The sequence below is a fragment of the Arthrobacter sp. AG1021 genome (genome assembly GCF_003633665.1).
Classification (GTDB): Bacteria; Actinomycetota; Actinomycetes; order Actinomycetales; family Micrococcaceae; genus Glutamicibacter; species Glutamicibacter soli.
In genome coordinates, this window is the sequence record NZ_RBLB01000007.1 from 426,226 (window position 1) to 441,599 (window position 15,374).

General features: G+C 66.8%; 14 protein-coding genes. 8 read left to right on the forward strand and 6 right to left on the reverse strand.

The annotated features are described in order from the left end of the window. Nucleotides 1-141: 141 nt before the first annotated feature. The 5 genes from DFO58_RS07435 to DFO58_RS07455 all read left to right on the forward strand — a co-directional run bounded on the left by DFO58_RS07435 (nt 142) and on the right by DFO58_RS07455 (nt 5,742). Nucleotides 142-813, forward strand: a complete 672-nt coding sequence (locus DFO58_RS07435) for a DUF4245 domain-containing protein (protein ID WP_183043129.1) — start codon at nt 142-144, stop codon at nt 811-813. 72 nt (nt 814-885) lie between these two features. After that, nucleotides 886-1,521, forward strand: a complete 636-nt coding sequence (locus DFO58_RS07440) for a carbonic anhydrase (RefSeq protein WP_082123811.1) — start codon at nt 886-888, stop codon at nt 1,519-1,521. A gap of 130 nt (nt 1,522-1,651) precedes the next feature. Further along, a complete protein-coding gene (locus DFO58_RS07445) occupies nt 1,652-3,064 on the forward strand; it encodes a class II fumarate hydratase (RefSeq protein WP_047118447.1) in 1,413 nt (470 codons plus the stop codon). Between the two features lie 126 nt (nt 3,065-3,190). Continuing rightward, on the forward strand, nt 3,191-4,513 hold the full coding sequence (locus tag DFO58_RS07450) for a hypothetical protein (protein WP_147407219.1): 1,323 nt from the start codon (nt 3,191-3,193) through the stop codon (nt 4,511-4,513). Nucleotides 4,514-4,551: 38 nt separating this feature from the next. Continuing rightward, nucleotides 4,552-5,742, forward strand: a complete 1,191-nt coding sequence (locus DFO58_RS07455; protein WP_120989969.1) for a dipeptidase — start codon at nt 4,552-4,554, stop codon at nt 5,740-5,742. Between the two features lie 16 nt (nt 5,743-5,758). Here DFO58_RS07455 and DFO58_RS07460 read toward each other — a convergent pair whose 3' ends face one another. After that, entirely contained in the window at nt 5,759-6,325 is a 567-nt protein-coding gene (locus DFO58_RS07460; RefSeq protein ID WP_120989971.1) for a GNAT family N-acetyltransferase, read from the reverse strand. Between the two features lie 98 nt (nt 6,326-6,423). Between DFO58_RS07460 and DFO58_RS07465 the strand changes: the two genes are divergently transcribed. Beyond that, entirely contained in the window at nt 6,424-7,089 is a 666-nt protein-coding gene (locus DFO58_RS07465) for a TetR/AcrR family transcriptional regulator (RefSeq protein WP_120989973.1), read from the forward strand. A gap of 25 nt (nt 7,090-7,114) precedes the next feature. Then, nucleotides 7,115-8,818: an MDR family MFS transporter gene (locus DFO58_RS07470; RefSeq protein ID WP_120989975.1), complete on the forward strand. Its 1,704-nt coding sequence runs from the start codon at nt 7,115-7,117 to the stop codon at nt 8,816-8,818. A gap of 103 nt (nt 8,819-8,921) precedes the next feature. On the opposite strand, the gene DFO58_RS07475 is transcribed toward DFO58_RS07470, so the two are convergent. Both DFO58_RS07475 and DFO58_RS07480 read right to left on the reverse strand, forming a co-directional pair. Beyond that, nucleotides 8,922-9,389 carry an NUDIX domain-containing protein gene (locus DFO58_RS07475; protein WP_047118441.1) on the reverse strand — a complete coding sequence of 156 codons (468 nt, stop codon included), beginning with the start codon at nt 9,387-9,389 and terminating at the stop codon, nt 8,922-8,924. Between the two features lie 4 nt (nt 9,390-9,393). Continuing rightward, nucleotides 9,394-9,912: an A24 family peptidase gene (locus DFO58_RS07480; protein WP_147407220.1), complete on the reverse strand. Its 519-nt coding sequence runs from the start codon at nt 9,910-9,912 to the stop codon at nt 9,394-9,396. A 97-nt stretch (nt 9,913-10,009) separates the two neighbouring features. On the opposite strand from DFO58_RS07480, the gene DFO58_RS07485 reads away from it, so the two are divergent. After that, nucleotides 10,010-10,825: a hypothetical protein gene (locus DFO58_RS07485; protein ID WP_120989979.1), complete on the forward strand. Its 816-nt coding sequence runs from the start codon at nt 10,010-10,012 to the stop codon at nt 10,823-10,825. On the opposite strand, the gene DFO58_RS07490 is transcribed toward DFO58_RS07485, so the two are convergent. From DFO58_RS07490 to DFO58_RS07500, 3 genes are all read right to left on the reverse strand, one after another. Next, entirely contained in the window at nt 10,822-12,138 is a 1,317-nt protein-coding gene (locus tag DFO58_RS07490; protein WP_120989981.1) for a PhoH family protein, read from the reverse strand. The genes DFO58_RS07485 and DFO58_RS07490 overlap by 4 nt on opposite strands. Before the next feature lie 262 nt (nt 12,139-12,400). Beyond that, entirely contained in the window at nt 12,401-13,162 is a 762-nt protein-coding gene (locus DFO58_RS07495; protein WP_047118439.1) for an isoprenyl transferase, read from the reverse strand. Between the two features lie 97 nt (nt 13,163-13,259). After that, nucleotides 13,260-15,365: a DUF255 domain-containing protein gene (locus tag DFO58_RS07500; protein ID WP_120989983.1), complete on the reverse strand. Its 2,106-nt coding sequence runs from the start codon at nt 15,363-15,365 to the stop codon at nt 13,260-13,262. Between the last annotated feature and the right edge of the window lie 9 nt (nt 15,366-15,374).

Below are 15,374 nucleotides of genomic sequence, written 5' to 3' on the forward strand. Positions count from 1 at the left end.
TTGCGCCTATGCAAACACTGCCATTCTATCCTCTTTGCTTTCTGCGACGCATGTTGTGTCGCAGCTATCCTGCGCACACTGCGACGTGGGCTTGGGCACTGTAGTTCGAAATCCACAGAAACTTCGGGGAGAATGGGTATCGTGCAGCCCGAGAATACTGAGAACAACACCCCAGCGACTGATGCCGGGACCGCTCCCGCGATCAGCGATGAGCCGACGCGCCGCGACCTGAACGACCCGAAGGCTACCTTTGCGGATCTTCCGTACAAGCCGCAGCTGACGGAAAAGCAGTCTAAGCGTGCCAACCAGACGCTCAAGGGCATGATCATCTCGGTTGCGTTCTGCATCGCCGTGTTCATCCCCCTCTACCTGCTCAATCCGACCCCCAACGAGAAGGCCTTCGAGTCCACCGTGGACCTGCAGGCCACCGCGCAGGGCGCCTCGGAAATGGCCGGCACCGAACTCTTCGCCCCGGAGCTTGCGGAGGACGAGTACGCGAACTTCGCCCGCTGGCAGGCAAACACCGCCCAGGGTGTGCCTTACTGGGAGTTCGGCGTAGTCATCGAGGACAGCAAATTCGTCTGGGTTCGCCAGGCCGTCGACTCGAACCCGACCTGGGTCGCCCTGATCACCGACTCCGCGCTGCCTGCCGGCAGCAAGCAGATCGACGGGGTGCAATGGGAAGTCCGCACCAAGGATGCCAAGACCTACCTGATCTCCGAGGAGAAGGACTCGACCTTCGTGCTGTCCAGCGACACCGGCGAGGCTGAACTTCTCGAGATGGCCCGGCTGGTCTCCGCGGACGCCAAGTAGCTTCTTCACTTTTGACACCGAGGCGCGTCATTTATTCGATATCCGAACACTGCACCGGATAGAATCCAAATCATGCCTCAAGAAACCACACAGCATTCCATGACCCCGAACGAAGCGTGGGCGAAGCTCCGCGACGGCAACCTGCGGTTCGTCAATGACGAAACCGAGCACCCGAACCAGGACAGCGCCCGCCGCCAGTCGCTGGTCGCCGGCCAGGAGCCTTTCGCAGTGATCTTCGGCTGCTCCGACTCCCGACTTGCCGCGGAAATCATCTTCGACGTCGGACTGGGCGACATGTTTGTGGTTCGCACCGCCGGCCATGTCATCGATCTGGCCAGCATCGGCTCCCTCGAATTCGCGGTGGACGAGCTGAATGTCCCGCTGATCGTGATCCTGGGCCACAACTCCTGCGGCGCGGTCACCGGAGCCATCAACAGCCGCAACAGCGGCGTCATGCCCAAGGGCTTCGTGCGCGACCTGGTGGAGCACATCGCCCCCTCGGTCCAGGCCGCCGAGCGCCAGGGCATCACCGATGTCAACGGCACCGTGGTGGAGCACGTCAAGCAGACCACCGACCGCCTGGTGGAGCTCTCCACCGTCCTGTCCAAGGCCATTTCCGAGGGCCGCACCGCGGTGGCAGGCGTGGCCTACCACCTGGACGACGGCAAGGCGCAGCTGGTTTCCAGCCTCGGCCTGGATGTCGCCTAGGCGCTCCGGGCAAGGAGCCTAAACCATCTTCTGACAGGGCTTATTCCCTGTTCCGGACATCGTCACTGTTGGTTGTGATGTTTTCGCCGAAACCTGTCTTTCGCTGGCGGTTCAGGCGTACGCTGACCCTATGATCAACAGTGACGATTTCCGTATCGAACATGACACCATGGGCGAAGTCCGGGTTCCGGCACAAGCCCTGTACCGCGCCCAGACCCAGCGCGCCGTGGAGAACTTCCCGATTTCGGGCAAGACCTTGGAGCCGGCCCACATCAAGGCCCTGGCCCAGGTGAAGAAGGCGGCGGCGCACGCGAACCGCACGCTGGAGGTACTCGACGCAGAGCGCGCCGAAGCGATCATCGCGGCGGCCGACCTGGTGGCCAGCGGGAAGTACGACGCCCACTTCCCCATCGACGTGTTCCAGACCGGCTCCGGCACCAGCTCGAACATGAACGCCAACGAGGTCATTGCCGAGCTGGCCACCCGCGCGCTGAAGGAGTCCGGCAGCGGCACCGAGGTCCACCCGAACGACCACGTGAACGCCTCGCAGTCCTCCAACGACGTCTTCCCGACCTCGGTGCACGTGGCGGCGACCGCCGCGCTGATCAACGACCTGGTCCCCGCCCTGGAAACCCTCGCCTCCTCGCTGGAAGCCAAGTCCGCGCAGTTCGCCGACGTGGTCAAGTCCGGGCGCACCCACCTGATGGACGCCACCCCGGTCACCCTGGGCCAGGAATTCAGCGGCTACGCGGCCCAGATGCGCTACGGCATCGAACGCATCCAGGCGGCCCTGCCGCGCGTGGCCGAGGTTCCGCTGGGCGGCACCGCCGTGGGCACCGGCATCAACACCCCGGACGGCTTCCCGGAAAAGGTCATCGAGTTCCTGCGCGAAGACACCGGCCTGCCGATCACCGAGGCGCGCAACCACTTCGAGGCGCAGGCCAACCGCGACGGCCTGGTCGAGGCCTCGGCGGCGCTGCGATCCATCGCGATCTCCCAGATGAAGATCGCCAACGACCTGCGCTGGATGGGTTCGGGCCCGAACACCGGCCTGGGCGAAATCGCCATCCCCGACCTTCAGCCGGGTTCCTCGATCATGCCGGGCAAGGTCAACCCGGTGATCTCCGAAGCTGCCATCCAGGTGGCCGCGCAGGTCATCGGCAACGACACCACCATCGCCTGGGCCGGTACCAACGGCGCCTTCGAGCTGAACGTGGGCATCCCGGTCATGGCCTCCAACCTGCTGGAGTCGATCCGCCTGCTGGCCAACGTCTCCACCGTCATGGCCGAAAAGATGATTGACGGGATCACCGCCAACGTGGAGCGCGCCCGCTTCCTGGCCGAGGCCTCCCCGTCCATCGTCACCCCGCTGAACAAGCTGATCGGCTACGAGAACGCGGCCAAGATCGCCAAGAAGGCGGTGGCCAACGGGCTCACCGTCCGCGAGGCCACCGTCGCGCTGGGCTTCGTCGAGCGCGGCGAGGTCACTGAAGCGCAGCTGGATGCGCTGCTGGATGTTTCCACCATGGTGGGCAAGCACTAGCGGATCCGCCTTCAAGCCCGGCGCAGGCACATGCCGACGCCGGGCTTTTGCGCGCCGCCAGGCAGTTCGTGACGCGCCCTCGCCACAGCTTTTGGACTTCACCGGCCAGCAGGCCAAAATCAAGGAATGACAAGCACAGCAGGTTCCGCGACGTACACCGAGATTGCGCCTTCCGGCGCCGAGTGGGCCGCCGTGACACGCAGGCCGCCCCGGGCGCTGGCCCAACGGATTTCCTGGCTTCTGGTGCTGCTCACCAAGGTTGGCATCTTCGTCGGCTTCCAGCATTGGAATGACCTGGACGCCGAGGCCTGGGACGGCGGCTTCCAGCTGCTCGACGTCCTGGGCCTGGCCAGCATCGGCCTGGTCGTGATTTTCAGCCTCGCCGGCTGGTACCTGCACCAGTTCAATTTGGGCCTGGCCCCGCTGCTGCTCGGCATTGCGGCCGTGGCGCATACCCTGGATTCCTCGCCCGAGGCCGTGTTCTGGTGGGCCGGGACGCTGCTGGCAGCGCTGTGGCTGCTGTTCGATTTCACGCTCCTGGCCCGCCAGACGCTGCAGGTGCGTGCGCTGGCCCGGTCCCTGCCGGCAGGGACCGGGCTTGCACCGGAGCGCGGCGCACGGACCAAGCTGCTGCTGGGATCCGCAGCCGAAGGCCTGTGGGGGCTTGGCGCCGGGCTCCTCGCGGCGGGCTTGTGGTGGTGGACCCTTCGCATTTTTGCCGCGGAAGAAGGACTGACCGCCGCCGCATTGGACCAGGCCTCGGAATCCGACCTGTGGGCCATACCCGCGCTGCTGGCGGCCGCACTCGCGGCGGTCCTGCTGCTTCGTGCACTGCTCGGCGTCTTGGCCCGCGGCTTGGTCGGCCGCTATGCCTGGCGGCTGCCGACAGGCCCGGGCCCCGTGGAACTCGTCTGGGACGAGGACGAACCGTCCGGCGGACAGATCAATATCGAGCGGGATACCAGCGAATACAGGTGCATCTGCGTCGCTGAGCTGGTGCAGATGTTCCCGGAAGACGCCGAGGAGATCCGCGAAAGCACGGACGTCTCGGCCAGCAACCACTGCCCCATCCATGGAATTGACGCGATCAACCTGCTTTCGCCCAGGGATTTCGCCAGCCTGGCCGGTTCATTGTGGCTTTGGGACGAACTCTCCGGCCTGCCTCAGTCAGACGCCTTCACCGGCAGCTCGCCGCTCGTGGTCGGGTATTGCGGCAGCGCCTTCACCGGTTACCCCGGAACCGCAACGACGCGGGGAACCGTGGACATCGTCGACTATGCCGACTGCGCCCTCGAGGTGGGTCGGGGCGATGGAGAATTCGCAGGACCGCGCCCCGCATCCGCACCGTCGGTCGGAGTGGTGGACAAGATCGATCTGCGCCCGTTCGGGATTGCCGGGCACGCTGTTCGCTTCAAGCACGCCCGCGCCTGGTTTGTTCCCGGGACGTAGCCTCCCCGCGGCCCGGTCCCTTTGCTAGTCTCGGCACTATGAGCCGCACCACACGCACACTGTTCAAGCGACTGGCACTGGGCCTCGGGTCGTTCCTGGTCCTCGCCCTCGCCGCGTTTTTCATCTTCGCCCCGGGGATCGTCGAACGCAGCCACAACGAGCTGGCGGACACTGCGCTGCCTCAGCTCGGCGACGAGGCGAAGGCCGTCCATGGCAAGCTGCAGATCGTGGACATGCACTCGGACACACTCATGTGGGATCGCTCCCTGCTCAAGCGCGCCACCCGTGGCCACGTCGACCTGCCGAGGCTGCAGGAAGGCAATGTGGCCCTGCAGGTCTTCTCCTCCGTGTCCAAGTCCCCGGTGGGCCAGAACTACGAGTCGAACAGCGCGGATTCGGACAACATCACGCTTCTGAGCATCGCCCAACTGCAGCCTCCGAAGACCTGGTTCTCGCCGTTTGAACGATCGCGCTTCCACGCCACGAAGCTGCGCGAGGCCGCACAGCGCTCCGAGGGGGCGCTGCGCACCATCACCACGAAGGCCCAGCTGAAAGACCTGCTGGCCCAGCGCGCCCAGGGCGCCAATGTCACCGGGGCGCTGTTCTCGGTCGAGGGGCTGCAGAACCTGGAGGGAGATCTCAAGAACCTGGACGTGCTCTTCGCCGACGGCATGCGCATGGCCGGGCTGACGCATTTCTTCGACAACGAAGTGGCCGGCTCGATGCACGGCGAGGCCAAGGGCGGGCTCACCGACCTGGGCCGCGAAGCGGTCACCCGCATGGAGCAGCTGGGGATCGTCATCGACCTCGCCCATGCCAGCAACCAGAGCATTGACGAGGTATTGGCCATGGCCACCCGGCCCGTGGTCTTCAGCCACGGCGGCGTGCAGGCCACCTGCCAGGTGAACCGCAACCTGAGCGATGCGCAGATCCGCGCCGTGGCCGCCACCGGCGGGGTCATCGGCATCGGCTACTGGGATGCCGCCGTCTGCCGGCTGGACGTGGATGCGGTGGTGGACGCCATCGAGCACGTGATCGCGGTGGGAGGCCTGGACAGCGCCGCGCTGGGCAGCGACTTCGACGGATCCACCGAGGTCGCCTGGGACACCAGCCAGCTTGCGTTGGTCACCCAAGAGCTGATGGATCGCGGCCGTTCCGCGGCGGAGATCCAGGCCATCATGGGCGGCAACACCCTGCGGGTGCTGGGCCAGGTGCTACCGGCAGGCTAGCCCGGCCCGTCCGCTGCTACAGGCTGATCCAGTAGCGGCGCAGGTCCTCGACCGCGCCGAAGGGCTCGGCGATTTCCTCCCGCGGCACGATGCGCTCCATGTCGCCGCCGCAGGCCTCGATGGTCTTGGCTGAGGCGATGTTCGAGCCATTGCAGGTGACCAGCACGCGTCGCAGGCCCAGCGCCCGGGCCTGCTCCAGCGCCCCGGCGAGCGCAAGCTTGGCCAGCCCTTGGCCCCGGGCTGATGGGCGGATTCCGTAGCCGATATGCCCGCCGATTCTCTGAAGGAAGTCGTTCACCAGGGCGTGGCGCAGGCTCACCGCCCCGAAGTACTCTCCCCCGCGCTCAAGCCACAGCGTGCTTTGCGCGGCGAAGCCAACCGGTGGCACCGCGCCCGGCTCGCCCATATCGTTGAGCAGCTGCACCCACTGGGCGAATCCCTGCAGCGTGCGCAGGTTCCAGCCGAACTTCTGCGCGAAGAAGACGCTGGCGCCGTCCTGGTCGGTGGTTCCCCACTCGTCCCAGCTCTTCAGCCAGGAGTCATGCAGGGCGGCGGTCGGCGGGCGGAGCTCAATACTTGTCATTCCCCGAGCCTATGTCGCAGATCCGGCAGCTGTCGAAGGCGGTGTGCATCCGGTCACCTTATTTGCACTATCAGCATTAAAGTGCAAAAGTGCACTTTATGGGGAATAGTGCAAAAGATGATCCCGCGGCGAAGGGCAAGGGCCCTCATCTGAGCGACCGCATGCTCAAGACCCGGCTGGCGATCACCCGGCAGGCCCGCACGCTGACGGCGGAGCACGGCTACAACGGCTTCACCGTCGAGCAGCTGTGCGAACACGTGGGCATCTCACGCCGCACGTTCTTCAACTACTTCCCCAGCAAGCTGGACGCGGTCTTCGGCCACGACACCGACGAGATCCCCGAGGGCGCCGTGGAACGCTTCATGGCCGCCCGCCCGGAGGGGCTCACCGGGATCTCCTCCACCCTGCTGGCCGACCTGGTCGAGCTGGCGCTGGAACAGCTGACGCACGACGAGCAGGCCATCGTCAGCACCCACGGCTTCTTCTCCGTCATCCACCGCGAGCCCGAGCTGCTGCAGCGCATGATGCAGGTCGGTCCCGAAAAGGAAGCGGAATTCCTGCAGCTGATGGCCACCCGCGAAGGCGTGGAACCCGACGACCCGCAGCTGGTGGTCCTGGTCCACATCCTGCATCTGGCAGTCATGAAATCCGTGGACCGCTATGTGAAGGGCTCCGGCGAGCGCTCGATCACCGAGGAATTCCTGGAGTACATGGAAAAAGCCCGAAATATCCTCGCCCAGCCGCTGACGCGGCCGAACCCGTAAACCAAGAACTCCTGCAAGGACAGCCATGACCACCACCACTTCCCGCGGCAAGCCCTCGGGTGATGCACCGCTGGCACTGACCCAGCGGCGCATCTGGATCATCTTCTCGGCATTGATCGCCGGGATGATGCTCTCCTCGCTGGACCAGACCATCGTCTCCACCGCCATGCCCACCATCGTGGGCCAGCTCGGCGGCGTGGAGCACCAGGCTTGGATCACCACCTCCTACCTGCTGGCCACCACCATCGTCATGCCGATCTACGGCAAGTTCGGCGACGTGCTGGGCCGGCGCAACCTGTTCCTGATCGCCATCGCCCTGTTCACCCTGGCCTCGGTGGGCGCGGCGTTCTCCACCGACTTCTGGACCTTCGTGGTGTTCCGCGCCATGCAGGGCCTGGGCGGCGGCGGCTTGATGATCCTCTCGCAGGCCATCATCGCCGACATCGTTCCGGCATCCGAGCGCGGCAAGTACATGGGCCCGCTGGGCGGCATCTTCGGTTTGTCCGCGGTGGCCGGACCGCTGCTGGGCGGCTTCTTCGTCGACCACCTTTCCTGGCAGTGGGCGTTCTACATCAACATCCCGATCGGTGTCGCCGCCTTCCTGATCGCCTGGTTCACGCTCACCCTGCCGAACAAGAAGGCCGAGAAGAAGATCGACGTGATGGGCGTGATCCTGCTGTCCATCGCCACCACCTGCCTGATCTTCTTCACCGACTTCGGCGGCTCCGCCGACCACGGCTGGGCCGCACTGGAAACCTGGGCGTGGGGTATTGGCCTGCTGGCCGCGGCGTTGTTGTTCGTGGTGATCGAGGCCAAGGCAGCAGATCCGATCATCCCGCTGGGCCTGTTCAAGAACAAGGTCTTCATCAATGCCACCGCCATCGGCTTCACCCTGGGCATCGGCATGTTCTCCGCCATCGCGTTCGTCCCGACTTTCCTGCAGATGTCCTCGGGCACCTCCGCGGCGGTTTCCGGCCTGCTGATGCTGCCGATGATGGCTGGCATGATGGGCACCTCGATCTACTCGGGTATCGCCATCACCAAGTCGGGCCGTTACAAGGGCTACCCGATCGCCGGCACCGTGGTCACCGCCATCGCGATGCTGTGCTTCACCACGCTGACCGCGCAGACCCCGCTGTGGCTGATCTGCGTGTACCTGTTCTTCCTGGGCGCGGGCATGGGCCTGATCATGCAGGTGGTGGTGCTGGTGGTGCAGAACGCCGTGGATCCGCAGATGGTCGGCGTGGCCACCTCCACCAACAACTACTTCCGCGAGGTCGGCGCCTCGCTGGGTGTCGCGATCTTCGGCGCGATGTTCACCAACCGGCTCTCCGAGAAGCTGATGGAGGTGTTCTCCGGCGCCGGGGCCGACCCCGAGGATGCCGGGCGGGCCACCGCCACGCTGGATCCGGAAACCCTTTCGCAGCTGCCCGAGCCGCTGCGCGACGGCATCGTGACCGCCTACGCGGACTCGCTGGCCCCGGTGTTCTGGTACCTGATTCCGTTCCTGGTCGTGGCCTTCGGGCTGGCGCTGTTCCTGAAGCAGGTCCCGCTCTCCGAGCAGGCGGGCATGGTGGCCCGTGGCGAGGCCATCGCCGGCGAGGAAGCCGAAGCCGTGGAGGCCGCCCAGCGGTCAGGTGGCGTCGCCCGGCCGGAGGCTGCCACGCAGGACGAGCCGGACTCCGGTTCGGTGCCGGTTCAGGACCCGAAGGAGCAGCGCAACAGCTGACCCGGTGTCGGATCTGAACTGTTTCGGAAAAGAGCATGCCCCGCACCGTGGTGCGGGGCATGCTCTTTGCCTTGTGGGGACCGAGGGCCGGCCGCGGCACCGGTCAGGCGGCGAAGTAGCCGCCCGGGCGGGGATTCAGCGCCCAGTCGATGGCACGCTCATGCAGCGGCGGAAGCTGCGGCCGCTCATCGAGCTGGAAGTAGCCGACCTCGAGGTTCTCGTCATCACCCCGGACCGCGTGGCCGGACCGGTGCGCCGCCTTGAACACCAGGTCCAGGTACTGCGCATGGTCGCCATTGGGGTACACGGTCGGCGCGGTGATGCCCACGCCCAGCAGGTCGGTGATTTCGCATTCCACCCCGGTTTCCTCCAGCACCTCCCGCGCTGCGGTGTGCGAGGCTTCTTCCCCGGGTTCGATGATTCCTGCCGGCAGGGTCCATTTGCCGTTGTCAGCACGGCGCACCAGCAGCACCCGGTCCTCGTCGAAAACCACGACCTTCACCCCGGACAGCCACAACATTTCGTGTCCGATATGGGTTCTCAGATTCGTGATGAATTCAGGGGTAGGCATGAACCTATCGTGCCACACACAGCGCAATGAGCGCGCCGAGGATCATGAACGGGCCGAAGGGCACCGCCGACTTCAGGGTCAGCCGGCGCAGGATCGTCCCGCCCAGCACGAACAGCGCTGCCATGACGAAGGCCAGCAGCGTGGCGAGGAACAGCGAGGGCAGGGAGAAATACGCCAGGTTCAACCCGAGCACGGAGGCCAGCTTCACGTCCCCCATGCCCATGGCCCCGGAGGAGACCAGCGACACCAGCAGGTACCCGCCGCACAGCAGCGCCATGCCGAACAGGGCCCGCAGCACCGGCCAGAAATCCATGCGGACCGCGCCCAGCAGCGCGAGGATGACCACTGAGGCCAGCAGCCACCTGGCGACCAGCCGGTTGGGCAGCCGGTGCCCGGCGATATCCGCGGCGGACAGCGCGTACCCGTATCCTGCATAACAAAGCAGCAGCGCGGCGACCAGCAGCGCCGTCGCCCACGATTCCCGGGCGACCGCCAGGATCTGCACCGTGCTGTGCTCCATCATGCTTCCAGCATAGGCGCGGGCGCCGGCGGTGTCGGCGGGCCCGGCGGGAATGTGCACAACCGGTGCTATTCGCGGCTTCGGCTCCTAGACTGGAGTCATGACCCAGCCAGCAGCACCCCCGCTTTTCCCCGGACACCCGCTGCCCGATTCGGCCGCCCGACGGCATGTGCGCGCCCTGGCCCGCTCCGCGCCCTGGCTGAGCACATCGGTGCGCATCTCCTTCCAGGTGCCGCAGGAGTTCCAGGACCCGGCCCGGGGCTTGGAAGGCCGCCTGGAGCTGATCCTGCGGCAGCGCGAGGCCGCCGCGGCCTTCGACGAGGCCGGCCGGCCGGTCTACCAGCGCGAGCATTTCACCGCCGACCGCGGACGCGATTACGTGGCCACCGCCTCCGCCTCCTCGTGGAAGCTGCCTGCCGGCCTGACCTCCCCGGTCTTCGCCAGCGACCGGCTGGTGCTGCGCCGCCCGGAGATCGCCGGGTTCGGCGACCTGCTGCCGCTGCCCTTCCTGTCCACGATGCTCGACCCGTTCGAGATTGCCGGCGCGGAGCCAGCCTCGCTGGATCTGGCCTTCGACCATCCGACCTACATCCACGAGCTGGCCGAGACCGAGTTCGCCGGGCGCCCGGCGCTGGCGGCGGTGCTGTCCGCCGGGTACAGCTACCGGCCGTGCCTGGCTGACTTCGCGCTGGTGCCGCCGGAAACCAGGACGCTGGTCATGCTGGATGCGGACACCGGGATCTGCGTGCACCGGCGCGTGCTGGATGCCGGCAGCCGGGTTCCGGAAATCAGCCTGCAGGTCTTGGCGCACGACGAGTACTACATCGACTCGCTGTTCACCGCCCCGGCTCCCACGCTGACCGATGTCAGGGCACCGATCCCGTGGGAGCTGCGCAAGGACGCCGGCCGCGGCTAACCCAGGTAGGGGCCGTCCAGCATCTCGGTGACCAGCGCGGCGATGGCCGAACGCTCGGAGCGGGTCAGCGTGACGTGCCCGAACAGCGCGTGCCCCTTGAGCTGCTCCACCACCGCGGCCACGCCGTCGTGGCGTCCCACATGCAGGTTGTCGCGCTGGGCCACGTCATGGGTCAGCACCACCTTTGAATTCTGCCCGATGCGCGAGAGCACGGTGAGCAGCACATTGCGTTCCAGGGACTGCGCCTCGTCCACGATCACGAAGGCGTCATGCAGCGACCGGCCGCGGATGTGGGTCAACGGCAGCACCTCCAGCATGCCGCGGTCCACCACCTCGTCGATCACGTTCTTGGACACGATGGAGCCGAGGGTGTCGAAGACCGCCTGGGCCCAGGGGCCCATCTTCTCCCCTTCGGAGCCCGGCAGGTAGCCCAGTTCCTGCCCGCCGACCGCATACAGCGGACGGAATACGGTGATCTTCCGGTGCTCCCGGCGCTCCATGACAGCTTCCATGCCGGCGCACAGCGCCAGGGCGGACTTGCCGGTGCCTGCATTGCCGCCCAGCGAGACGATGCCCACCCCGGGGTCCATCAGCAGGTCAAGGGCGATGCGCTGCTCGGCGCTGCGCCCGTGCAGCCCGAAGGCCTGCTGGTCGCCGCGCACCAGCTTCAAGGTCGTGGCATCCGTCTTGCGCCCCAGCGCGCTGCCGCGCGGGGAGGTGATCACGAAACCCGTGTTGACCGGGGCGTCGGCGATCTCCGGCAGGTTGGCCAGCTGTTCGCGTTCGTAAAGGGAAGCCATCGCGTCCTCGCCCAGTTCCAGCTGCTGGATTCCGCTCCAACCGGTGGAGGTGATCAGTTCGCTGCGGTAGACCTCCGCATGGATGCCGATGGCCGAGGCCTTGATGCGCATCGGCAGGTCCTTGGTCACCAGGGCGACATCCTGGCCCTGGTCCAGCAGGTGCTTGGCCACGGCGAGGATCCGGGTGTCGTTCTCTCCGGTCCGCATTCCCACCGGCAGCACCTCGGCGGCGATGTGGTTCAGCTCGATACGCAGCGTGCCACCGAGCTCGGAGACCGGCACCGCGCGGGACAGCCCGCCGTGGCTTGCAATCAGGTCGTCCAGCAGCCGCAGGGCCTGGCGGGCGAAGTACCCGAGTTCCGGGTCCTTGCGCTTGTTCTCCAGCTCGGTGATGACGGTCAGCGGGATCACCAAGTGGTGCTCCTCGAAGCGGTACATCGCCCGCGGGTCGGAGAGCAGCACCGACGTATCGATCACGTAGGTCCGGACAGCCTCGTCAGCATTTCGGGTCATGGCAGCGCACCTATTCTCGGTTCCGGCGTGGGGAGCAATCCCCACGCATGTGTGGGGACTCCCGGCACCGGATGTCCAAGGGCGAATCCGGCGGTGAAACCGGTGAACGCTGCTGTGGTCATCTAGTGGGAAACCCTTCGCTCAGCGGGGGCTGCTTGCCCCCGCCTTAGTGCCCACGATAGCCCCAAACCCCGGGCAGCGAACATCGTGTCGGGTTACGAGTAGGCAACGTTTTTCCCAATATTTGCCGCACCGCGGATTCCTAGGTGCCGAAGCGGCGCTGGCGGTCGGCGAAATCGCGCAAGGCGCGCAGGAAATCTACCCGCCGGAAGTCCGGCCACAACGCTTCGCAGAAGTAGAACTCGGAGTAGGCGCTCTGCCAGGTCAAAAAGCCGCTCAGGCGCTGCTCCCCGCTGGTGCGGATCACCAGGTCCGGGTCGGGCTGTCCCTTGGTGTACAGGTAGGACTCGATGTCATCGGTGCACAGCTGGTCGGTGACCTGTTCGAGAGTGCGCCCGTCCTTGGCTGCATCGCGCAGCAGCGACTTGATGGCGTCCAGGATTTCCCGGCGTCCGCCGTAGCCGATGGCCACGTTCACGTGCACGCCGCCGCGGTTCGCCGTTGCGGATTCCAGCGCGGCCAGCTTCTGCGCCAGCTCCGCCGGCAGCAGGTCGCGGGCCCCGACCTGCTGGACCTTGACCCGGTTGGTCTCTCCCAGCCGGTCCAGCGTGGACCCGATGACTTCAAGCAGGTCGCGCAGCTCCCCCGGCTCGCGGTTCAGGTTGTCCGTGGAGAGCATGTACAGGGTGACGACCTTGATGTTCAGGTCTTCGCACCAGTCCAGGAACTCCAGGATCTTGTCCGCGCCGGCCTGGTGGCCGGCGACCGTCGGGGTTCCAGCGAGCTTGGCCCAACGGCGGTTGCCGTCCACCATCACGCCGATGTGGTGCGGCAGCTTGTCGGCAGGAAGCGACTTTGCCAGGCGCCGTTCATAGAAACGGTACGCGAGGTTGGGAAGCTGCACCGCGCCCTGCCTTTCCTTGGAAATCAAAAACCCTAGATTCTAAATCTACCGTGTCCGCCCGCCCGTTCCCTTCATCTTGCGTGGCGGAAGCGGTGATTCAGTGGTGGTGCAGGGTTTGCACGAAGCGCTCCAGCGAATCCACCGGGGCCTGGCACAGCTCCTTGCGGCATCCCTGGATGCGCAGCGTCCCCGCGGGACCCGCTGCGTCTTTCTCCTCGCGTAGTTCCAGTCGCATCGACCGGCCCAGCCGGCGCAGCCGCGCCAGCTGATCCGGCTGCGCGCCGCCCACGGTCACGTACTGCACGGGAGCGTTGAGCACGGCCTGGACTTCCAGCGCGGTGGCGACCTGGGTCGGGACTTCGGTGGCCAGCGCCAGCGCATGCACGGTCAGCTCCCCCGCCCGCTCCAGGCCGGCGGCTTGGGCGTCGGTCCAGGCGCCGTCCGCCAGGGCCGTGACCGCCCGGCGCGCCAGCGCCATGGCGTACAACGCACCGGCGGCCGGGATGGCGTCATCCAGCACTGTCGCCGCGCCGGCCGCTCGCTGGGCGCTCAGCCGCGCATCCAGCTGCACCGCATCGCGCGGCACCCCGGTCCCAGGATCGACGAAGTCGCCAGCGCGTCCCAGCAGCGCATCGGCGCGCGCTGCCCAGGGCCCGTTGCCCCGCGCGGAGTCAAGGGCCAGCAATCCCAGGGCCAGCGCCGCGTAGTCCTGCAAGGTTCCCTCGTTGGAGTGCTCGGCCTTCCCGTCGAAGCTGACCCGGGCCAAGCGGCGGGTTTCGGGGTCCCAATGCGCCTGCCACACCGCGGTGGCGGCCTCCTCGGCCATCTCCAGCAATTCGGGTGCGTCCAGCAGGGCGCCGGCCTCGCATAGGGCCTCGATAGCCAGTCCGTTCCATCCGGCGATGACCTTGGCGTCCCGCCCGGGCCGCTGGCGTGTGGCCCGCACCAGGCCGAGCTCCTGTTTCAGCTGGTTCCACAGCGGCTCTTCCCCGGCATGGGGGAATCGGGCCAGCGACAGGCAGTAGCGCCCGGGATCCTCGGCGACCTCGGCGAGCCGGACCAGGTTCGGCGGCAGGGCGTCGAGCCCGTCGAGGGCCGCGTTCAGTTCGGCCCGGGAGAACGTGTAGTAGGCGCCTTCGATGCTCTTCCCCTCGCGCGGCGAATCGGCGTCCAGCGAGCTGGCCAGGGCCTGCGGCCCGCCGCCGTCCGCGCCGACACGCATCTCGCGGCGCAGGAATTCGGCGGTGTCCAAGGCGGCGGCCCGGGCGGCTGCGGCAAGGGCTTCGGCGCGCTGCTGCTGGGCGCCGGCTGCGCCGTGCGCGTATTCCCCGGCGAGCACGGCGCTGCGGGCGCACAACGAGAGCAGCCCGGCATTATCGTAGAGCATTTTCTCGAAGTGCGGTACCGACCAGTGCTCGTCCACGCAGTAGCGGGCGAAGCCGCCGCCCAGATGGTCCTGCAGGCCGCCGCGCAGGATCGCCTCCAGCGTGGTGGCTGCGGCGTTGAAGGCCTCGTCGCCGCGGCTGCCTCCGGCCAGCGCCGAGCGCCACAGGGTTTTCAGCGCCCAGGTGGGCGGGAATTTCGGTGCGGGCGTGGTGCCGCCCTCAGGTCGGGTGGCGGAGATCCAGTGCGTCACTGCAGCTTCCTGGGACTGCTGCGCGGGCAGCGCCGAATGCAGGGACAACAAGGCGCCCTGCCTGGCGCCGAGCTCCGCCAGGTGGCCAGCGAGCATGTCTGCCTGTTCGGCCAGCCCGTCGCGCTTGGTTTCCCAGGCTTCATTCACGGCGTTGAGCACCTGGGTGAAGGAGGGGGTCTTGCCCCGGGGCACGGCCGGATAGTAGGTTCCGGCATGGAAGGCCCTGCCGTCGGGCAGGGCGAAGATGGTCATGGGCCAGCCCCCGGCGCCGGTGAGCGCCTGGGTGGCCATCATGTAGGTGTCGTCCACCAGCGGGTGTTCCTCGCGGTCCACCTTGATGGCGACAAAATGCTCGTTGAGCAGCTGCGCGATGGCGGGGTCGTCAAAGGACTCATGGCTCATCACGTGGCACCAGTGGCAGGCCGAATACCCGATGGAGAGCATCACCGGGACATCGCGCAGGCGCGCCTGTTCGAAGGCCTGGTCCCCATAGGGGAACCAGTCCACTAGCTGGTGCGCATGTTGCCTGAGGTATTGGCTCGAAGAGCCTGAAAGTCGCTGAGCCACGACTTCAAG